We start from the raw sequence: 21,097 nt of genomic DNA, 5'->3' as shown, positions 1-21,097 counted from the left end.
TTTTCTTAGCCATCAGGATTTTGACTAAACTGGTAATAGCGTTTACTGAGGGATTGTAACCATGACTCCTGAATTTTCCGATGTCGATAGCTTTTTTGCTGACTGTCCGCCCTTTGACGAATTAAACGAGCAGCACCGACGTTGGGCGGTGCGCCAAATTCAGGCGGTTTATATGAACGCCGACAATTGCAATGAGTTACTCAAGCAACTGCACCCAGCACTCTTTGTTGTACGCTCTGGCATTTTTGATTTGCGCGACCAGCAGCAGCGTTTATTGGAGCGATTGGAGGCGGGAGACTTATTTGGCTTTCCCTCGTTGTTAACCGGTCGCGCCATTATCAACCATTTAGAATGTATTCAGGACGGTATTGTTTACGCCTTATCACAGACTACTTTTGACGAGCTACGAAGCCATAGTAAAGCGTTTGAGCAATATTTCATTCGCGCTCATGGACAGCGTTTATTAACCGAACGCCAGCAGCAGGGTGACGGTGATTGGAGTGACCGTACTGTGGCTAGCGTATTGCAGCACGAAGCCATCAGTTTAACTAGCACCACGCCGATACAAGAGGCGGCTAAGTTGATGTCGGTAGAAGGCGTATCGTCGGTACTAGTGGTTGATAAAGGCCAGTTGGTTGGCATCTTAACTGACCGAGATATTCGTAATCGCGTAGTCGCCGCTGGCTTACCCTATGAGGTGGCGGTCTCGGCGGTAATGACGCAGGCACCCGAAGCGGTCTATGCAAGGCGTTCGTTATTAGACGCATTAACCCTGATGACACAGCATAATGTGCACCATTTGCCGGTATTGGCAGACGACGATACGCCGTTGGGTATGGTCACCACGACCGATTTAATGCGTCAGCAACGCAGCGAGCCGGTATTCTTGATCAGTGCTTTATATAAGGCGCAAACACGCGAGCAATTGGTCACTGAAGCGCAGCAAATTCCAGCTTACTTACAAACGTTTGCCGGCCGTGTTAAAGATACCTCGGTGTTAGGACGGTTGATGGCTTCGTTAACCGATGCCATGACTCGGCAACTGATCACCTTATATGAGCGTGAGCATGGCGTTGCGCCCGCTGCTTATGCATGGTTAGCATTTGGCTCGCAGGGGCGCGAAGATCAAACACTGAGCTCTGATCAAGACAACGGTCTATTGTTAGCTGACGGCTTAACTGACGGACAGCGGGCATGGTTTGCACAGCTTGGCGAATATGTCTGTGAAGGCTTACATGCCTGCGGTATTCCGTTATGTCCGGGTAACATCATGGCCAGTAACGCCGACTGTCGGGGCACCTTGAGTGAATGGTTACAGCGCTTTGATGGTTGGTCTGACAGCCCGACACCGAAAGCGCTGATGTATTGTCAGATTTTCTTTGATAGCCGGATGGTGGTTGGCAATAAACGATTGTATGCACAATACCGTGAAGGTGTCGCGAAAATTGGTAAACGTGAAGTATTCTTGGCTAATTTAGCCTTGTTAGTCAATCGCATTGCCGTGCCCTTGGGGCTATTTAATCGGCTCCGCACGCAGTCGGATAAGGGCGCCGATACCATTGACATTAAACGCTACGGCATCGCTTTAATTAACGATATTGTGCGCTTATACGCGCTGCAAGAGGGCTTACTTGATGCCGCTACGCCACGTCGTTTAGCGCAACTGAAAGGGCGTTCGGTACTGAGTGATAGCGATAACCAGTCGCTGCAAGAAGCATGGCAATTTCTAACGCAACTACGTTTAAATCACCAATTACGGGTGTTTGGCTCGGATAAACCGCAGAATGCGCTTGATCCCGACCAATTAAGTACCTTATCCAGACGCCAACTGAAATCGGCATTTAGGATCATAAAAGAAGCTCAACAGGCGGCCGGGTTGAAATTTGGTCGACAGGGATATTGATTTTTTCGATATTAAATATAACTTAATATATATTATTTTTGTTTTATTATTTATGTCTTTTTATTTTCTTTACGCTATCTTTACTTAATTTTTTTGTTAATTAAATTGTTGTAATTAAAGTGATATTTTATTGTTTCTCGGCTAATTAGTTGGGTAAGCTTTACAGCTTGTACTTTGTCTACTAGTTTAAACAATTCCGTAACATCGGGATAAAAACAACAATTCCAGGGACAAACTATGACAAATACAAGCTTCAAGGTGACGTTAGCGTCTCTTGCAGTCGCTGCCTCGTTGTCGGTTGCTACACCGGCTTTTGCACAACAACCCTCTAATATTCTTGGTCAAGTCGTTGCGCAGGATACGCAAGGACTGACGGTTGAGGCTTATAACGCTGAAACCGGATTCTCACGCGAAATTAGTGTCAATGATGGCCGTTTTCGTTTTCCCGCGATGCCCACCGGGGTTTATGAGTTGCGCGTCAAGCGCGGTAGTGAAGTTGTCGCTACGCAATCGGTACGGGTGTCCTTAGGTAGCAACGCTACGCCTACTATCCGTGTTGAACAGCAAAGCGCCATGGAAACTATTCAGGTGACTGGTGCACGTGTTTCCAATGTCGACGTAACCACCACCGACTCAGGTCTGGTTGTTGGTGAAGTTGAGTTAGACAAACTGCCCGTGGGACGTGACTTAACGTCGGTGGCGTTATTGGCGCCGGGCACGGTTCGGGGCGACGATGGTTTTGGTGACGCAGCATCTTTCGGCGGTGCATCGATCGCCGAAAATTCATGTTATATCAATGGCCTAGAAGTTACCGATACACGCCAAGGCTTAGGCTGTGGCTCGGTTCCTTTTGAGTTTTATAAAGAATTTCAAGTAAAAACTGGCGGTATGTCACCCAAGTACGGTCGCGCCACCGGTGGTGTGATTAATGCGGTGACCAAAAGTGGTACCAACGCTTGGGAATTCTCCGCAGTGTCTTATTTTGAACCTTCCGGTTTACGCGAAGACGGTGAGATCTCGCGGGGTAATGACGGTGTTGGTAATGTCTTCCGAGACAACAGCGTTAGCGACTCTGAAGAATATAGCGTAAGTCTGACTGCCTCTGGACCCATTATTAAAGATAAGTTGTTTATTTATGCGTTGGTCAACCCTCGTTCTGTTGAAAAACATTATGCGGAAGTGTCGTCGGGCACCGACGCGCAGTTTTTAGCTGATTCCGTTTATCGCGAAGAAAAAGCGGATGGCGGCGATAACTTATTCTGGGGCGCGAAAATTGATTGGGATATTAGTCCTGAACATCGCCTCAGCTACTTCGGTTACTCTGACGAGCGCACCACCTCTCGAGATATTTATCGTTTTGATGCCAATACCAGTAGCATCGGTGATTACGTTGGTCAAAGTCTAATCGAACGTGGCGGCACCGCGCATAGCTTGAGCTATACGGGATATTGGAGCGACAGCTTGACCGTCAGCGCGTTAGCGGGTCGCATTGAAACACAGTATGGTTCGCAGCCCTCTGATTTAGATTGTCCGTCGGTCAGTGATGCGCGAGAAGTTGATGATTTAGCGCAAGGTTGCGGTCCTGGTGGTTCATACGGAGAAAACTCTGACGAGAATACTCAATATCGCTTAGATTTAGAGTACTACATTGGCGACCATACGCTGCGAGCAGGTTACGATTACCAAGAGCGAGAATCGGTTAATATTACGGCTCCTGCTGGAGGTCATAACTGGACCTATAAAACATTAGGAACTGGAGCGACAATTCAAGGTGATGTTTATACAAATACCACCGGTGCTCCGTTAGATTATGTTGAAGATCGTATTTTCGAAGGCGGTGGCTCATTCTCATCTGAACTGAGCGCGTTTTATATTGAAGACGCTTGGCAAATTACCGATCGTGTGCTGTTAAACATCGGTATTCGCAAAGATAAGTTTGAAGGTACGGCGACTAATGGCAACTTATTGTACTCATTTAACACCGATATCGCGCCGCGTTTAGGCATTAGCTGGGATGTGTTTGGAACCGGTGATACCAAGATCTATGCGACTTGGGGTGAGTATTACCTGCCTATCGCTAATAACACCATTTATCGCTCTGGGTCAGGTATTAGTGATACCACGACTTATTACACCTTTGATAGCATAGATCCAACCACTGGTGAGCCGATTGGCTTTTCTCCCATCGCTGGCAGCGTTGAAGATTCGACGGTAACTAACTCGATCGCGACACCGCCGCCAAAAGATACCTTTCAAGCGCAAGAAGCAGATCCCTTTGCGCGGGAAGAGTTCATCTTAGGTTTTGAACAGTCTATCAATGAAGACCTAGCATTGTCGGTGCGCGGTACTTATCGTGAAGTGACCAGTGCGCTCGATGATTACTGTGGCCGTTATGCCTACCCTTACTGTATCTTGCTAAATCCAGGCGAAGATTCGAGCTGGTATAAAGATGGTTACTATTGGAATGGCAGTGAGTTTGATGAGAGCAAACTTCCATTAAACGACGGTGTGCGTGATGAAGGTTCATTAACCATGCATCCGAATGACACCACCATTCAATTACCCAAAGCGAACAACGAGTATTTAGCAGTACAAACCGAACTGAAATATCGTATCGAGAACTTCCGTTTAAACTTCTTGTATACCTGGTCACGCAGCACCGGTAACTTCGAGGGTGCGGTTAAGTCTGATATCGATCAAGCCGACCCTGGCGTGACGCAAGACTTTGATTTCCCGGCGTTGATGGATGGTGCTTATGGTTACCAGCCGAATGACCGTCGTCACGTCTTTAAAGTGTTTGGTAGCTACGATATTAACGATAATTGGACCGTTGGCTTTAATGGTTCGTTATCGAGTGGGCGTCCAATCTCAGCATTCGGTCAAGGCTATCCAAGTGATGACCCCAACATCTATGGTAGCTATGGCGATACGTTCTATATTGCCGACTGCGATGATGCGACTGATACTTGTACCTATACGCAAGTACCGCGAGGTACTGCCGGTCGTACCCCATGGACATTCAATGTTGATGCATCGGTGGCTTATAACTTCAGCGTATCGGGTGTCGATATGAAAGCGTCATTAGATGTTTTCAATATCTTTAATACGCAAGAAGCGACGGCCGTCAATGAGCACTATGAAAGCTCAGAAGGGGTTCGTAACCAGTATTATAAAGCGGCGTATTCTTGGCAGACGCCACGTTATGTACGCTTGGGTTTCGAAGCTCGTTTTTAAACAACCGCGTACGTTGGAGACCTGACCCTCCCTACAGGTCTGTCCCCCGGTTACCGTAAGGTAATCGGGGTTTTTTATAGAGAGTCATTTATTAGGCTATAGTCGTAGCTTGTCACTGCTGCTTTTCTGGCATGATGACAAACTGGCGAAGCGACTTACTAAGGATGGCTATGGCTGAGCGTATTAATCGATTTATGCAGCGCTTTGCGAATTGGCTCGAACAACGAGCCAGTTTAGCGCAACCTTGGCAATGCTGTCGGTTTGTTGCGCTGGATTTGGAAACAACCGGATTGCAGGTTAAGCAACATGAAGTATTAGCGGTTGCCTGGGTTAACATTCAGCCACCGATCATGGATTACGGCTCAGCTCAGTATCATTTATTTAATCAGGTGTTAGTTAATCATACCGTGGTTGATAAAACAGTGACTGCTCCTGACAATAGCACTGCGGCCGGGCAATCACTGGCGAACGATGGGCAAACCGGATTGGGGCAGAGCCCGGTTATCCACGGCCTGACCCAAGCTGACTTTATGCAAAGCTCAGACCCGATACAAACACTGCGTATGCTTAGTCGCGCGCTAAATGATGCCATTTTAGTTTGTCATAACGCGCAACTGGATTGGCGGTTTTTGCAACAGCTCAGTCGGCGTTATCAAGTAAAACTGAAGCCGCTTGCCATATTTGACACGCTCAACTTCGAAGCACGGCGCTTGCGTCAGCAACAGCAAGTACTGACTCGCGATAGTTTAACGTTGGCGGCTTGTCGCGCTCATTATCATTTACCAAGATACACTGGCCACCATGCACTAACCGATGCTATTGCCTGTGGCGAACTGCTCTTAGCGCAAGCCTATGCTTATAGTCGACAACAACGCGTCAGCGCGCGTGAACTACTGAAGCATGCGCGTTAAGTGTCGTTCAACCGCGTTGCGGTAAGTTTGATTTTTTGTGATATTTGTTAACAAGTCGTGGTGTTTTGGGTATATTGTCATCTACCAAGATGTGAGTTCTCCCATAATCACGCATTCTTGGTTCCGAGGAACCCCTGCTGGAACAGGGGTTTCTCACTCCTTCGCAATTTTTTCACTGCTTTTTTTGTTAAGTTTTTACCGTCTTACACACTAATTTAATCGTTTTTCTAACATCTGGGTTGCGACTGTGCGGTTTAGCGCGCATTGCTAGGCTGTTGCTTGTCACTCTTCCAGGGCTTTGTTGATCACCGCTTAGTGTCTACTAATAGTTAATTTTTTCAAATGGTTATAGTGACTGGCCAGAGTGATAGCTAGGTGCGTTAGTCATTTCAGCGGGTCAAGCGAGGGGGTTAATAGTTGAACATGGCTGTTTTGAAAAAGCTGTCATTGTAGGAAAGATGTTTGTTTGTTGATAAAAATGTTGATTTAGTGTTCCTTTTTGTATACTTTGATTCTTACTGAAGCGCTCAACACATATTCCGAGGCGTGTTCAGCAATAAGAAAAAGTCATGATCAGGTAGCTGAAAGTGACAACTCTAGGGAGACAAATACATGAAAAAATCAATCCTGGCGCGTTCTATTAGCAATAGCGTGTTAGCAGGTTTAGGCGCATCAATGATGTTCGCTGCACCTGCCGCTTTTGCGCAGGACAGCGGCGCTGACGGCGTTGAAAAAATTCAGGTTACTGGTTCACGCATCAAACGTGCTGATCTGGAAACCTCTTCACCGGTTTCAGTATTCGATGCTGAAGACATCGTAAACACTGGTGTCACCAGCGTTGCTGAATTCTTACGTTACACCACTGCTTCAGGCCCAGGCGGTAACACTGAAAGCGCAACCTTGAGTCAGGTAGCGGGTTCAGGTTCTGTTGACGGTAAAGGTTTTGGTTCTGCTTATACCTTGGTTCTGTTGAACGGTCGTCGTCTGCCAGTTAACGCTATCGCGTCTGACTTCGTCGACTTAAACCAGATCCCAATGGCAGCAGTTGAGCGTATCGAATACTTAGCCGACGGTGCATCAGCCATCTACGGTTCTGACGCAATCGCTGGCGTAATCAACATCATCACCAAAAAAGACATGCAGGGCGTTGACTTCAACGTTCAGTACGGTACTAACATGTCTGAGCATGACGGTGATGAAATCAGTGCACAGATCGTTGCTGGCGCAACGTCTGGCGACACTAGCATCTTATTCGCGTTTGATTACTGGGAACGTAAACCAGTTAAAGCAACCGACCGTGACTTAGGTAGCACTGCGTGGTTACGTGGCTATCCAAATGGCGATGGCCGTTCTCCATACGGTTTGCCAGGTTGGTACGAAGTGACTGTCGATAACGACAATGATGGTCAGTACACCGGTGCCGGTGAATTCTACTCAGAGTTTGCTGATGCTGATTGTCCTACCGACAACATCATTGACGACAGCAGCCCAACTGACCCGGATGCAACTTATTGTGCATACGACTTCGCTGAATTGTATCAATTACAACCAGCTAGTGACCGTCAGTCTATCTACACCACTATCAACCATCGTTTAAGCAATGATGTAACTGCGTACGGTGAATTCCGTTATTCACGCGCTTACACCAAAACTTCAAACGCGCCAGCACCTGGTTTCTTAGACGTATCGGGCAGCCCGTTTGCTGACGATTTCTTACAAGAAAACCTGAGCGCTGCTGATTACGCTGCTTATCAAGCGGGTGTAGAAGCGGGTACTGCTTCTTTCGGCATGGGCCGTCGTTACATCGACTTCCCTAACCGTCAAAAAGACAACATCAACGAAACCTTCTCAAGCATTGTTGGCTTTAACGGTTTTGTTGGTAACTACGATTGGGATTTCCACGTCGGCCACACTAAACTGACTAACCGTCAGATCGGTGCTGCAGGCCAGTTATTATCTGATGGTGTGGTTAATGCTATCGCTAGCGGCGATATCAACCCATTCGTATTTAATAACTTCGACACTGCTGAAGGCCAAGCTGTTTTAGAAAGCTTGCAAGCCGCTGTTCACCGTACCGGTGAATCAGTACAAAGCTTTGCTGGTGTGACTTTCGGTGGTTTGACTGACGTGATGCTGCCTGGCGGCGCGTTAGGTTTTGCAGTCGGTGCTGACTGGCGTCGTGAAGCGTTCGAAGACCGCTCAGATCCAGCGTCAGTTGACGGCCAAGTTATCGGTGGTGCGGGTTCAAACGGTAAAGGTAACCGTAACAACTTAGCCTACTACGCCGAGCTTTCTGCGCCATTGTTCGAAGGTTTTGAACTGAAAGGTGCGGTACGTCGCGATGATATCGCTTGGACCGGTAACGATGCTGCCAAAACCACTTATCAGTTAGGTGCAACTTGGCGTATTAACCAAGACTACATGCTGCGTGCATCATACGGTACAGGCTTCAAAGCACCTGACCTGCACGACTTGTTCTTGGGTCAATCGTTCGGTGTAACCGCTGCAATCGACTATACCTACTGTGAAGCTAACGGTATTGCCGCAGAAGACTGCCCTCAGCGTCAGCTGAACAGCCGTAGTGGTGGTAACGCTGAGTTACAACCAGAAGAATCGAAAAACTGGAACGTCGGTATCGTAGCGTCTCCATTCGAGAACTTTGATATCACAGTTGACTACTGGTCATTAGAAGTTGAGAACATGGTTGGTTCATTGACCATCCAAGAAATCATCAACAACGAAGACCAATACCCTGAACTGGTTAACCGCATCAACGGTCGTCTGTTCGGTGTAGGTGATGACGCATACGTACTGACCAACTTGCAGAACTTGAACGAAGAATCTGCGAAAGGTATCAGCTTAGATATGAACTATCTGACGCTGTTGGGCGGTGCTGGCGAGATCCGTTGGGGCCTGCGTGCAGAAACTCAGTTAGAGCATTTGCGTCAGTCTTCAAGTATCCAGCCTCTGTGTGATGATATCGGTACCACTTCTGAGCCAGATTGGAAAGCTAACTTCAGTGCAGACTGGAAATTGGCTGACCACTCAGCGGGTGTCTACGTACGTTACGTGGGTGAGACTCAAGACTTCCCAGGTGGCCGCGTATCAGGCTCTTGTGACTTCCAACAAGATCCGATCGATGTCGATTCGTATACTCAGGTTGATGCCTACTATGGTTACCAGTTAACCAACGCGCAAAGCATCAAAGTTGGTATTCGTAACTTGTTCGACGAAGATCCACCCATCTCAACCTTGGCTTCAGGTGGCTGGCCGTTCTACGATCAGTCTCTGTATAACAACTCGGGTCGTTTCATCTACGCTCGTTACAATATCAAGTTCTAAGATATTGGATCAGAGAAAAGGCATCCTTCGGGGTGCCTTTTTTTTAACCATACACCGTGCTAAGGATGTTGTTTATGTTTAGCGAAATTAAACCCATTCATCGCTTTATGCCGCCGATGCTGACTGGCAGAGTCGACAACCATCAAACGTTGAATAAAACCTTACTGTCATCTTTTGCAGAGCTACAAAAACAGGGCTATCGGCGTGAGGTTTTTCATACCGACTCGGATAATGTGTTTGTCAGTGAATTTGACTTATTTAGCCAAACCCAACTGCCCGGTATTACCGAATTGCGTAATATCATCCATCAAGTTGCGCAAAACGCCACGCGCAGTTTTTGTGGTTTGAACGATGAACAGATGCAGCAATTGCGCTACAACTACGAAAGTTGGTTTCACTTAAGTGGCTACGGTAGCAGTAAAGGTATTCATAGCCATGGTGAGTACAGTTGGGCGATTATCTACTATGTTGACCCGGGTGAGGTGTTGCCGGATAAACCTCGCAATGGTTGTTTGAAGATTTATAATCCCAATCGAGTTGGCGCCACTATCGCCGATTTTGTCTGTGAAAAATCAGCCGGTGCGTATTCCAATGATGCGCTAATTTTGACACCTGAAGCTGGCCGTTTTGTGGTGATACCCGGTTATCTAGAGCATGAAGTCATGACTTATTGGGGGCAACGTCACCGCGTCATGGTGGCTGCCAATTGTTTAGTGCGTCCAAAAGAAGCTTAAGGATCTGCAGCTCTGTCGGCTTCTCGGTGCCAACCGACGTCAGCCCTACAGAGCTTCCTCAAATGTTATGTGCGGTTTATAAACGTTAATGCTTTGTTAGTAACAATTCTTTCCGCCTGACCTATAAAACTCCTTATCGTGCCCTTTGCGAAGGTCCGCGCTTGTAGTGCTGCGCGTCCGTTGCAATCACAACAACAACGATATGTGTGTAGCTACGGCTACGCACCTTGCGAATGCAAAGGGAGACATTTCATGGCGGAGAAATCTATTTTAGCCCGCTCAATTAAACAAATACTGCTTGCTGGTGTTAGCTCGGCAATGATCGCCAGCCCGACACTTTATGCGCAATCAGTAGAACGCGACAACGTTGAGCAAACGGCAGCGGAAACGACAACCAACACAGAACAGCCGGAACGAATTCAAGTGACAGGTTCACGTATTCGAACCGACAGTTTTGCTAGCGCTACGCCCATCGATCTGATTTCTATCGAAGAAGCGGAAGCGCAGGGTATTACCACGCTAGGTGAGTTACTACGTACCAGTACCGTCGCGGCGGGCTCTAGTCAAATTACTTCGGCGTTATCGGTGGGTTATGTCACCTCGGGTGGTGCGGGTGCCGAAACGGTATCAATGCGTGGTTTAGGTGCAAACCGTACGTTAGTTTTGCTTAATGGGCGACGAGCTGGACCGGCCGGTACTCGGGGGCAGGTTTCTGCTTTTGACATGAACGCGCTACCGATTTCAGCCATTCAGCGAGTAGAGGTCTTGAAGGATGGGGCATCGTCGCTATATGGCTCTGATGCGGTTGCCGGTGTTATCAATATCATCACTAAAAAAGGTGATGATAAATCGGTGACCGTTGATCTGAGTCAGCCATTTGAGTCGGGTGGTGAGAAGCAACGAGTCAATATTTCGATTGGTGAAAGCTTCGACCGTGGTTCTATTCGTGTGGTAGCGGATTATAACGTCCAGCAAGAGCTGCAGCGTGGTGATCGAGATTATTTCGGGTGTAGCGAGCGACTTCTTTACAATGAAGATGGCTCGCGTGCTGACCCTATCGATCCGCGTACTGGTGATTATCATTGTGCCGATACCTCTTATGGTATGTTTATGGGGGCAACTGGGGCTGGCAATATGCCAACGGGTGTCCGTGGTGCATACGATTATGACGGTTTCTTGGGCGCTAATGGCTATGACAGTATCAATGATACTGCAACAGCACCCGGCGACTTACGTACCCCAGAAGGTTGGTATCCTGTCGGCTATAACAAAGAGACAGACGGTTTATATAACCTAAACCATCCATTCCGCGATCTAGAGTCGATGGTGCCCGAAACGCGCGTCGCGTCACTCTTTGTGCAAGGTGACTATACTTTTAATGACCGTATTACTGGCTATGCCGAGTTTTTGTACAGTGGTCGTGATACCGAAACCCATGGTTATCGTCAATTTTGGACGGCTGACTTAGGTGGTTACGTCGATGCCAACCTTTTTGATGGTTGGAGCGGTGACGCCGTTTTACAACCCGTTCATTTAACAGACCATTACGGTAGCGATACGTCGGTCGATTATACTCGCGGGGTACTCGGGCTTGAGGGCGATATCGGCTTCTGGCATTGGGACGTGTCTTACCAACACAGTTACAATAAGGGTGAGTACAAAAATAAAGTCATTTATGCCGATTCTTGGATCATGGCTCAGGAACACTTAGCTAATGGTACGACCTGTAGCGGTGAAGTGACCGAAATTTCTGGAAAAACCTGTGTCGATGTACCCATTGGCTCACCAGAACTCCTCTATGGCAATCCGTCAGCCGACGTTCGTGACTTTTTATTCGGCTCGGAAACCGGTGAGACTATCTATAAACAACAAACCTTGGAAGCTTATATCACCGGCGACCTATTCGCATTACCAGCGGGTATGGTCAGTACTGCAGTAGGTGTCTCTTTCCAGCGTGACGAATTGGATGATACGCCAGGCCTGCATAGTCGCACTGGTAACTCATGGGGATTATCCAGCGCTGGGCGTACCGCTGGTTCACAGAATACCCGGGCAATCTTTGGTGAAGTGAAAGTGCCGGTATTGGCCGGTGCATTCTTAGCCGAGCGCATTGATTTTACCGGGTCGTTCCGTTGGACTGATGTATCCACCTACGGTAGCGATACCACCTTTAAAGTAGGCTTAAACTGGGAGGTTACAGACGACTTCCGCATTCGTGCGTCACGGGGTACTTCGTTCCGTTCACCTGCACTGTACGAGCTGTACTTGGCTGGGCAAACAGGCTTTGGTGGTCAGCTATCGGTCGACCCGTGTTACAACTGGAGTGATGAGTTCGACGCCGGTAACATTTCGCAGACTATTGCTGATAACTGTGCTGCCGACGGCATTCCTGCCAGTTATGGTCAAGCGGGTACTAGCAGTAGCAGTGCATTATTAGTAACGAGTGGTGGCGAGGGTAATCTGCAAGCCGAAACCTCGGTTGCCGAAGGCCTAGGCTTTGTTTGGACCAGTCCAGAAGACACTTTGGCTATATCGGTTGATTATTATGATGTTGATATTAGTAATCAGGTCAGAAATTTAGGTGGCGCGTCTATCGTTAACGCTTGTTATCGTTCGGACGACTTCCCGAATGATCCGCTTTGTAATCTGTTTACTCGCCGTGATGGTACCAATGGTGACTATGGTATTGACCAGGTCAACGGTGGTTATGTCAACGTTGCGACAGAGGCGACTCGCGGTGTCGATTTTAATATCACTTATCAGGATGATTTTGACTTCGGTACCTTACGAGTCTCGTTAGAGCACACAGCGCAAATCGACCATACCTATCAGCTCTTTGCCGATAGCGAAGTCGACCAATATATTGATGAGATTGGCTATCCCAAACATGTTGGCAATCTGTCGGCGACTTGGAGTCGTGAGGATTGGAGTCTGACTTGGACCACTCGTTATGTCGGTAAAACCAACGATTATGAGTATTATGGTGATACCAACGAGACCACTTATCGTGGCGAACCGGTGACCTTTGTCGCTGATACTCCGCGTGTGTTCTACCATACATTGTCGGGTAATTATGACTTTGGTTCAGGTTTGAATATGACGCTGGGTGTTGCTAACGTGTTTGATAAAGAGCCACCTCAAGTGTCTCCATCTTATGTTCGTGCCGTGGGGAACTCAACGTTATACTCTCAGTACGACAACTTAGGGCGTCGTTTATTTGCTAATCTGACTTATAATTTTTAAGTCAGTGTCTCTTATCTAGCAACAAACACGACAGCGCTGCTGAGTGTAAAGCCCCGAGCCTTGGTTCGGGGCTTTTTTTGTGCATTACCCAAGCCGAACAATTAATGCTTATCATTTTTTTAAACCGGAAAACGAACGGTTTATGACTAAAAAGTTTTCATATGACTATTGGTTCACCTCATTTGAATAACGACTTGTTGGGTTTGTCACAAAAACACCCGCTAGTACAGTCATCGGATAGGATCGTTAAGTAAATATTACGGTAAGCCGAGGTGCTGTTTGGCGGGTTTTTACGGTGCGTTGCTGCTTTCACCGAAAAATGAAATGTTCGCCAGTTTCCGTGCGGCATTAAGATGTCAAACGACATGGTGTTTGTTAGCTCGAGAAGACAATCTCGACAGCTTTGTCGAAAAATCGCAACAATTGAGACCACACTGCTGCGTCATTGATACAGCTGTGGTTGCTCATGATATTAGCTATGTGTTTTCGCTAATAGAGCGCTTGCCCACCCAACTGTTTTATATTGCTGGCGAGTTCGACAGGCAGCAAAGCTGTTATGTGGGCCCTGGAAAAGCGTTGCTATTGCCTAGCTCGGTGGATGCGGAAGTTTGGGTAGATGTGTTGCAGGACGCTTCTGCGTGGTTAGAATGGAGTCAGCAAAACGTGTCATTATCAAAAAATTACCAACAACTACTGCCGGTTAAATCTGTAGGAAAAATTCGTTTAGTACCGACTGACGATATTATGTGGATAAAAGGTGCGGCGAACTATGTTGAGTTACACACGAAAGAGGCGATGTTGCTACACCGCGACTCGATGAGTTCACTCGAAGCACAGTTGAATCCACAGCGGTTTATTCGTGTACATCGTTCGGCTATCGTCAATATTAAATACGTCACGGAAATTTCTAGCGAACTCGGTCGCTATACCTTACTTGAGCTTAGCGATGGTACCGAAATTAAGATCGGTAATGCTTATCGAAAGAGTCTTTTTTCGCAACTGGGGTTGGAAGCGCAAGCGTAGCGTAGATGCAAGGTTTGACCACAAAATGAGGTGTTTGTCCTAACCTTGTTAGCGTTGGTCACTTTTTCTCATCGGCTGTCCCGAGATCCTTTAAAGTCGATAACGTCGCTTGCACAGGTTGGCGGCGATATGGCGAATTTGGTACTCCCTAGAACCGTTCGCACTCGGAAATGTTAGGGGCCTGCGGGCCCCTTTTATGGCATCCGCTTTCGCAATCATCATAAACTTGCTGATATTCCGGATAGGGACGTTGGGTAGGAGTATGTCCGATAGTATTAAAGATGCCCGGTGCAATGCCGATAGCTAGGTATCTGACATTTGATCATCGGGCTTTTTCATGCGTCGCTTTATCTTGTCTATGCTATTTTTACTGACCCAATTGATTGTAACGAGCAACGTCTGGGCGGCTCATGTGGAGCCACTGCAAATGGCCGCTGAACGTTTAGCGGCGCAATTACAATCCGGCTTAACCACGATAACATCGTCTTCGGACGAGGCCTCCACGGATAGCCAACTGACCGGGATTGCCAGTTTTGTCATGGCCGATAGTTTACAACTACCTCACCAGGGAGATGCTACCGCCAGTCTGGGGCAGCAGCTCAGCGAAGCGTTGTATACCGAGTTAAACCAGCGCCATGTTGCGTTGGTTGACTTTCGGGCTCGCGACTTCATCGCAGTGTCAGCGCATGGTGAAACGGTGTTAAGTCGTGACATTGAGCAGTTACCGCAGTACCCGCAAGTTGACCGGGTTGTGGTCGGTACTTTGGCACCTCGTGAGCATGGCGTTTTGGTGCAAGTTAGAGTGCTTGACCGTCGTACTCAGCAAGTGCTGGCCAGTGCCAGCGACTTTATTAGCAAACGTTTTTATTGGCACCAGCGTCAAGTTGAGGTTGTTAATGGCCGCTTACAGCGTGAATCAAGTGAGGGCACATCACGATGAAAAGTTATGTACTAGTCATTCTCTCGACCGCCAGTTTATTATTAGCTGCCTGTGTGACTCAAGACGCCAATAACGTGCCGTCAGCGGCAACGGATAGCGGGCGTCAGGAGCTCGCAAGTCAAGCGCCGCCAGAAACGCCATCATTATCAAGCTTTGCCAATCGGTTAGCTCAGGACCTGCGCCTACATATGCGGCAACCGGTGGATCCTAAGGCGGTTGGTATCACCAGCTTAGTCGCGGTAGATGGGCAGCTGCAACAAGCTGATACCATTAGCAAACTATTTAGTGAAGACCTGATATACGCGATGCATGGCGCACAGTTTAAAGTGTTGGATTATAAGACCACTGACTTTATTCGAGTCACCGCTAAAGGTGATTTTGCGTTGTCACGCGATTATTTGGAGCTGCAAGAAATTGTACCGATCAGCCATGTGTTGGTGGCAACGACCGCGCAACACGAACAGGGCATGATGGTGAATGCTCGGCTGGTCAATATTACCGACAAACAGGTGATCAGCGCGGCTCAGGTATTTATTCCTAAGCAAGTATTACGGCAAGTACAAAGTAGTGAATTAAAACCGATATTACGCGCGGCACGGTAGACCGCGCGTTTGCTCATGGCAAAAAGGCTAAGGCTCGTAGTACTTAACACCAATTTCAATACGCTCACGGTCATTTTGTAAGCGCCATTTGTTGGTGTCACGCAGCGAGTAAACGCAGCCACAGTATTCCTGTTGATAAAAACGCTCACGCTTGGCAATTTCTACCATGCGTGCTGCGCCGCCGTTCTTACGCCAGTTAAAGGTCCAGTAATGCACGTCGGGGTAGCGCTCGGCAGCGCGAATACCACAATCGTTGATTTGCTCCATGTTCTTCCAGCGCGAAATACCTAAACAGCTAGTAAAAGTATCAAAACCATTTTCGTGGGCGTAGAGCGCTGTGCGCTCAAAGCGCATATCAAAGCACTCGGTGCAGCGTTTACCTCGTTCGGGTTCCCACTCCATGCCTTTCACCCGATCAAACCAATTCTTTGCGTCGTAATCGGCATCGACAAACGGCACGCCTAACTTTTCGGCAAAACGAATGTTTTCCTCTTTGCGGATCAAATATTCCCGTTCGGGATGAATATTAGGGTTATAAAAGAAAATAGTGAACTTGATGCCAGCTTCGGCGATACGCTCCATGACCTCGCCGGAGCAGGGCGCGCAGCAAGAATGCAGCAACACATTGTCGCTGCCAGTGGGCGTTTCTAAAACGATACTTTCCTGCTTTTTACTACGTGACATAATACAGATAACTCTTACTTGGCTATGATGATCTTGGTGCTCGCAATGGCAACAAAATCGACATTGATGCCGCTATTATAACCTGAATGTTGCGCTGCGCTAAATGACAATCGAGTCATGGCTTAACCAGGCCATCTGTTAACGCCCGTTACTTGTCTAAATCTAGCTGTTTATCAACGAGTTGACCCTGATCATCGTATTGGTATCGAGAGTTTAACTGACCGTCGCGATAATACAGCTGAATGCCGCTACGCTGGCCATTCTGATAATGCTCGACTTCTTTCAATGCGCCGTCTTCGGCAAACACGAGACGACGTCCATCTAAGCGGCCTTGTTGATTATAGTGCTCGCGCTCAACCACATAGCCCGCTGCAGAAGTCGCCAGCCATTCGCCGACACGCTTTCCGTGTTCGTAAGTACCGCTCCAAATCGGTGAATACTGACTATCTTGTAGACGCCATTTGCCGACTCGTTCACCGGCTTCATATTGACCGTCACGAAAACCATCACCGTTATCCACATAACGATAGTCGCCATGCAGCTGCCCGTGCTGATAATGCTCGACATATAAGAGCTCGCCGTCGGCATCGACTTTACGAGTCTCGCCATGTAGTTTGCCTTGATCGTCGTAGTGCCGTGTGATCCAGCCACCGTCATGGTCTAAAGTGCGCCACTTGCCTACCGATTCGCCAGCTTTATACTGACCCTCCTCAACAATCTCTCCCGCCTCATTTTCGACCCGGTAGTCACCATTAAGTTTGCCATTCTGATAATGCTGGTAGCGTGTTTGACCGCCCCAGCTGGCGCTAACCGCTTCACCACTGCGCTGGCCTTTTAGGCTCTCATCGCGCAGGCTGAGTTTGCCTTGTTCGTCAAACTGCTTACGTAATACCCAGCGTTCAGCACGATTAAAATGCACTTCACGGGTTTTACGTTCATTGCGGTCAAAATCTTCGGTTAACTTTACCCGACCATAATCTGGGTGTTGATAGAATGAGATTTGTTGGTCGAGGGTGCCGTCTTCACGAAAATGCTTTTCTTCAATTAAGCGACCCTGTTCATCGTAAAAGCGATGTATCCGCAGTTGACCACTCTCGTACCAATAACGCCATTCTCCAGTCGGCTCGCCGTTACTATAGTGTAAGTCTTCTTGTTGCTGGCCACTGTCATAAAAACGCTCACTTGAGCCGTGCCGTTTACCATCGCGATAGGATTCACGTAAAATTTCATCGCCAGCTTTATTGAAGCGGACCAAATCGCCGTCGATACCGTCCTTGTTGTAGGTGGCGGTCATCGATAGTTCGCCGGTCTTGTAATAGGTTTTGCGCTCACCAAACCAATCGCCATGGCGATAAGTCATCTCGCTTTTGATTTGACCGTCGTCAAAATATTCAAGGTGCTGGCCGTGCTTTTTGCCGTCCTTGTAATGCGTACGCTCAGCCACTTTGCCGTCACGTGAATAAGTGATCACCTCGGCATCTACGGGTTTACCATCTTGCCAACGCATATAGCGTTTGAGTTGGCCATTATCATAATAAAGTACCTCGAAGCCTTGTTGCTGGCCGTGTTGGTATTGCACCGCACGCCATAAATGCCCCTCTGAATTATAGATCTGCCGCAATCCATGATAGTCACCGTTATCGTCCCATTGCCCCACTTCTTGCAGGTAACGGCTGCCTTCCCCTTGGTAGGGGTCGTAATCAAACATCTGGTAGGGACCAGCAAATATTAAGCTGTCGCCATTATCGGTTGGTTTGCTGTACGTTAATGTGCGAGGGTTCTCGCCGCCTTTATAAAATAACGCAGCCTCTATGCCTTGCTCAGTCTGTTGACCGAGTAACACCTTATATTGGGCGTCCTCGGCGGTTTCGACTTCAAAGAACTTACCGTTGAACCAACGTTTATCGCTGGCCGACTGTTCGCTGGGCGGGTCAAACAATTTAGCAACCGGCTGCGACAGCTGCATGGTCAGTTGTTTTTCAAACGCCTGCAATGCGGCATCGTTAGCCGGGTTGTTTTCAGTGGTTTCGGCAGCGCCACTGGCTGGCGCGCTTTGCGGCGCGGCCGCTGCACAGTGGAGTGCTGAGAGAAGGGTTAAGGTGAGTGCTAACTTAGTTGCTGTCTGCATTAATCACCTCTTCAATATCGCTAAATGTCGTTTGCCATTGCTGCTGATAGCTTTCCCCCGTAATTTGCAGATGTTCGATACGACTGACAGGGCCGGCGACTTTTAGGTAATGCTCGTCAATTAAATAATCGGCCAACACCGCGTCGGCTAAATCTTTATCAAAATCTTGGTCGCGCGGCTGCAGTGCAAGCAATCGGTCAGCATCGTCGAAAAAGCGGTAGCGCGCTAGCAAAGCTTCAACAGGTTGCTCGGCCTGCCACGATTGCTCCGGTAACTGACGTAAGTCGATCAGCCAAGGCCGTTGCGTGTCCTGAATGGCTAACGACTGCCAGTTGGGCTCACCGTCACAACGTAGCTCGGTAGTGACCTCCACACCATAAAAGTATTGTTGCTCGCCATCGGCGGTGCGCAGTTGCCATAGATCTTGGTTCGCTGAACGTTGTGGTGTGCGTTGTCGGCGATAGCTGCTGTAACTCTTTTCTGGCGGCGCGGGTTGCCATTGTAACGGTTGCCCGTTAATGCTGGCATCGTTGACTACGCGCAGTTCGCAGACACTGGCCAACGCGCTGGATAAACGGGTATAAAGCCGATGTTGTTGCTGCCCTTGTAATTTGACCTGCTTAACCGCATTAGCGACATTAATATCGGTGCTATCGCTGCGGCTATCAGCCGTTAACGTGGCGAACTCGCGCGGCGGTAATTGCCGTTGATGTTCATCGTCATCGGGGTAGAAGGTTAGTGCTTTGCTTAAGGTGGCTTGCTCACTACGCTGTTGAGCCACTGCCGTTAGTTTTTTCGGTACCTTGCCATCAAAGCGCAAACGGTAGTGGCTGACACCGTGGCCAGCGCTTAAACTGGACATCACTTGGGTGGCTAAATCGGGTATCCAGTCCGGATAGTTCGGAGCGCGTTGCATCATCATGTGAAGATTGTCGGCGCCGGGGAAAAAGCGATAAACCAAATTATCGGGGGTTTCCTCAATGCTGAGATCAAATATATGAGGCTTGCTGGTACCGCTCACGGTGAGCCTTGCTTTACCGAGGCTAATTGAAGACTGCTCATCCTGCTCCGGCAAAACGAGCGTTTCTTCTATATGGTGATAAGGGAAAAACTCGGCGTTGGCGGTCACGCTAGTAAGATCACGCTCCGGTGCGGCTGCCGACCACTGGCCAATATCGTGATAAATAAAACTCCGCAGATAGCGCTGTTCGTCGCTATATGAGCCGACCTCGTAGCTAAAATCAGAGAGTAACTCAAGCTCGATGGGTTGTTCTTGTTTGTCTAATACGCGAATATCGCTCAGCTCAATGTGGCCACTTCCGAGACGTGCGACCAGCTGATGATTAAACACTAAATTGAGGCGGTTGTTCTTAATGTAGGCTGTCCCGATAGGATAACTGAGCACTTGCTCAGCGCTCTGGCTTGGCGTATCCGCTGGATTTGGATTGATGTGCTGCAAATATTCACTTTTAGGGAAGTCAAACAATCCCATCGATAACGGCTGTACTTGGTCTTCCCGTTGACGGGAGACAATGCGTTGATAGCGACGACCGTCGGCTTCTGATTGCCAGTCGCTAATGGTCGCCTCTGATAATACCCAGCCTTGCTCACGATCGACTCTGGCGATGCTGTAAACTCGTACCGAGGCATCATCGGCGTTTTGCAGTTTATAGCTAACACTGTCATCAGTAACCTGCGTCACCTCACCACTCAACTTGCCATACTGCGGGTGCTGAAACGAAAAGGTCGCGCCAACGTCGGCTGGTATCTCGGTATTGACCAACGGCACCGCGTCCTGACTGAACAATGCCTGAATAAAATAGTCATCGTCGCTACGCGGGGTATTTTTTAGCTGTTGCAAATGCTCGCCCTGAAATGACCGCTGTTGCTTATCAAGTTGCAGTTGAAATGGTTGCTGCAGTAGGCGGCTAACGTCATCAGCAGGCGCCTCAGCGTCATCGCTTGGCGCTAGCTGGCGGTTATTGAAGCCGTCAATATCTGGCCCATGCACATCATAGCTGTCTAATTGGCCAGTTAGCTGCCATTGCTGCTCGCCATCGCGGCTCACGCTAATGCGTTGCCAGGCACGTAGATCACCATCATAAGCGGGATAGTGACCATCCTCCCAACGTTGTTCAGCGCTGACCAAATAACGGTACGATTGCTGGTCTTGCAGACGCACTTTCACGGTATCTGGTGGTGAGGGCTGGCAAGCACTGACCAGTAGTAAGCTAATTGAGAGTAGCGAGTAGCAGGTAACCGTGACTAACGGTCTACGAAAAACACCTAACGACGAGCGTGCAGCACTTTGCATGTGGGCATCCTTAGCCAAGCAAAACAGATCCAGATAAAT

At 48.4% G+C, this 21,097-nt stretch carries 12 protein-coding genes; 9 read left to right on the top strand and 3 right to left on the bottom strand.

The window, feature by feature from the left end:
* The first annotated feature begins 61 nt into the window (after positions 1-61).
* The 9 genes from A10D4_RS09880 to A10D4_RS09840 all read left to right on the top strand — a co-directional run bounded on the left by A10D4_RS09880 (position 62) and on the right by A10D4_RS09840 (position 15,932).
* On the top strand, positions 62-1,903 hold the full coding sequence (locus A10D4_RS09880; protein WP_008489297.1) for a DUF294 nucleotidyltransferase-like domain-containing protein: 1,842 nt from the start codon (positions 62-64) through the stop codon (positions 1,901-1,903).
* Positions 1,904-2,140: 237 nt separating this feature from the next.
* Positions 2,141-5,137: a TonB-dependent receptor gene (locus A10D4_RS09875; RefSeq protein WP_008489296.1), complete on the top strand. Its 2,997-nt coding sequence runs from the start codon at positions 2,141-2,143 to the stop codon at positions 5,135-5,137.
* Between the two features lie 170 nt (positions 5,138-5,307).
* Entirely contained in the window at positions 5,308-6,048 is a 741-nt protein-coding gene (locus A10D4_RS09870; RefSeq protein WP_008489295.1) for a 3'-5' exonuclease, read from the top strand.
* A gap of 612 nt (positions 6,049-6,660) precedes the next feature.
* A complete protein-coding gene (locus A10D4_RS09865) occupies positions 6,661-9,390 on the top strand; it encodes a TonB-dependent receptor domain-containing protein (protein WP_008489293.1) in 2,730 nt (909 codons plus the stop codon).
* Positions 9,391-9,464: 74 nt separating this feature from the next.
* The gene (locus tag A10D4_RS09860) at positions 9,465-10,124 is read left to right on the top strand and encodes a putative 2OG-Fe(II) oxygenase (RefSeq protein ID WP_008489292.1); all 660 of its coding nucleotides are present in this window, start codon (positions 9,465-9,467) and stop codon (positions 10,122-10,124) included.
* Positions 10,125-10,376: 252 nt separating this feature from the next.
* A complete protein-coding gene (locus A10D4_RS09855; RefSeq protein WP_008489291.1) occupies positions 10,377-13,367 on the top strand; it encodes a TonB-dependent receptor plug domain-containing protein in 2,991 nt (996 codons plus the stop codon).
* Positions 13,368-13,646: 279 nt separating this feature from the next.
* Positions 13,647-14,390 (top strand): LytR/AlgR family response regulator transcription factor, encoded by a 744-nt coding sequence (locus tag A10D4_RS13690; RefSeq protein ID WP_008489290.1) that lies wholly within the window; start codon positions 13,647-13,649, stop codon positions 14,388-14,390.
* 337 nt (positions 14,391-14,727) lie between these two features.
* A complete protein-coding gene (locus A10D4_RS09845) occupies positions 14,728-15,330 on the top strand; it encodes a FlgO family outer membrane protein (RefSeq protein ID WP_008489289.1) in 603 nt (200 codons plus the stop codon).
* Entirely contained in the window at positions 15,327-15,932 is a 606-nt protein-coding gene (locus A10D4_RS09840) for a FlgO family outer membrane protein (RefSeq protein WP_008489288.1), read from the top strand. The genes A10D4_RS09845 and A10D4_RS09840 overlap by 4 nt, the downstream gene beginning before the upstream one ends.
* 27 nt (positions 15,933-15,959) lie before the next feature.
* Here A10D4_RS09840 and A10D4_RS09835 read toward each other — a convergent pair whose 3' ends face one another.
* The 3 genes from A10D4_RS09835 to A10D4_RS09825 all read right to left on the bottom strand — a co-directional run bounded on the left by A10D4_RS09835 (position 15,960) and on the right by A10D4_RS09825 (position 21,058).
* Positions 15,960-16,616, bottom strand: coding sequence for an epoxyqueuosine reductase QueH (locus A10D4_RS09835; protein WP_008489287.1), 657 nt, complete (start codon positions 16,614-16,616; stop codon positions 15,960-15,962).
* A gap of 148 nt (positions 16,617-16,764) precedes the next feature.
* A complete protein-coding gene (locus tag A10D4_RS09830; protein WP_008489285.1) occupies positions 16,765-18,744 on the bottom strand; it encodes a toxin-antitoxin system YwqK family antitoxin in 1,980 nt (659 codons plus the stop codon).
* Positions 18,728-21,058 (bottom strand): hypothetical protein, encoded by a 2,331-nt coding sequence (locus A10D4_RS09825; protein WP_008489283.1) that lies wholly within the window; start codon positions 21,056-21,058, stop codon positions 18,728-18,730. Before A10D4_RS09825 ends, A10D4_RS09830 begins: the two co-directional genes overlap by 17 nt.
* Positions 21,059-21,097: the final 39 nt, after the last annotated feature.

Origin of the sequence: Idiomarina xiamenensis 10-D-4 (genome assembly GCF_000299895.1) — a bacterium.
Taxonomy (GTDB): domain Bacteria; phylum Pseudomonadota; class Gammaproteobacteria; order Enterobacterales; family Alteromonadaceae; genus Idiomarina; species Idiomarina xiamenensis.
The sequence above is the reverse complement of the archived record's forward strand: the minus strand, read 5'-3'. Positions and strand labels throughout refer to the sequence as shown.

Bases quoted from the DNA above. Each gene is read 5' to 3' on its own strand.
- A10D4_RS09880 (WP_008489297.1), top strand. From the start codon at position 62: ATGACTCCTGAATTTTCCGATGTCGATAGCTTTTTTGCTGACTGTCCG.
- A10D4_RS09875 (WP_008489296.1), top strand. From the start codon at position 2,141: ATGACAAATACAAGCTTCAAGGTGACGTTAGCGTCTCTTGCAGTCGCT.
- A10D4_RS09870 (WP_008489295.1), top strand. From the start codon at position 5,308: ATGGCTGAGCGTATTAATCGATTTATGCAGCGCTTTGCGAATTGGCTC.
- A10D4_RS09865 (WP_008489293.1), top strand. From the start codon at position 6,661: ATGAAAAAATCAATCCTGGCGCGTTCTATTAGCAATAGCGTGTTAGCA.
- A10D4_RS09860 (WP_008489292.1), top strand. From the start codon at position 9,465: ATGTTTAGCGAAATTAAACCCATTCATCGCTTTATGCCGCCGATGCTG.
- A10D4_RS09855 (WP_008489291.1), top strand. From the start codon at position 10,377: ATGGCGGAGAAATCTATTTTAGCCCGCTCAATTAAACAAATACTGCTT.
- A10D4_RS09845 (WP_008489289.1), top strand. From the start codon at position 14,728: ATGCGTCGCTTTATCTTGTCTATGCTATTTTTACTGACCCAATTGATT.
- A10D4_RS09840 (WP_008489288.1), top strand. From the start codon at position 15,327: ATGAAAAGTTATGTACTAGTCATTCTCTCGACCGCCAGTTTATTATTA.
- A10D4_RS09835 (WP_008489287.1), bottom strand. From the start codon at position 16,616: ATGTCACGTAGTAAAAAGCAGGAAAGTATCGTTTTAGAAACGCCCACT.
- A10D4_RS09830 (WP_008489285.1), bottom strand. From the start codon at position 18,744: ATGCAGACAGCAACTAAGTTAGCACTCACCTTAACCCTTCTCTCAGCA.
- A10D4_RS09825 (WP_008489283.1), bottom strand. From the start codon at position 21,058: ATGCAAAGTGCTGCACGCTCGTCGTTAGGTGTTTTTCGTAGACCGTTA.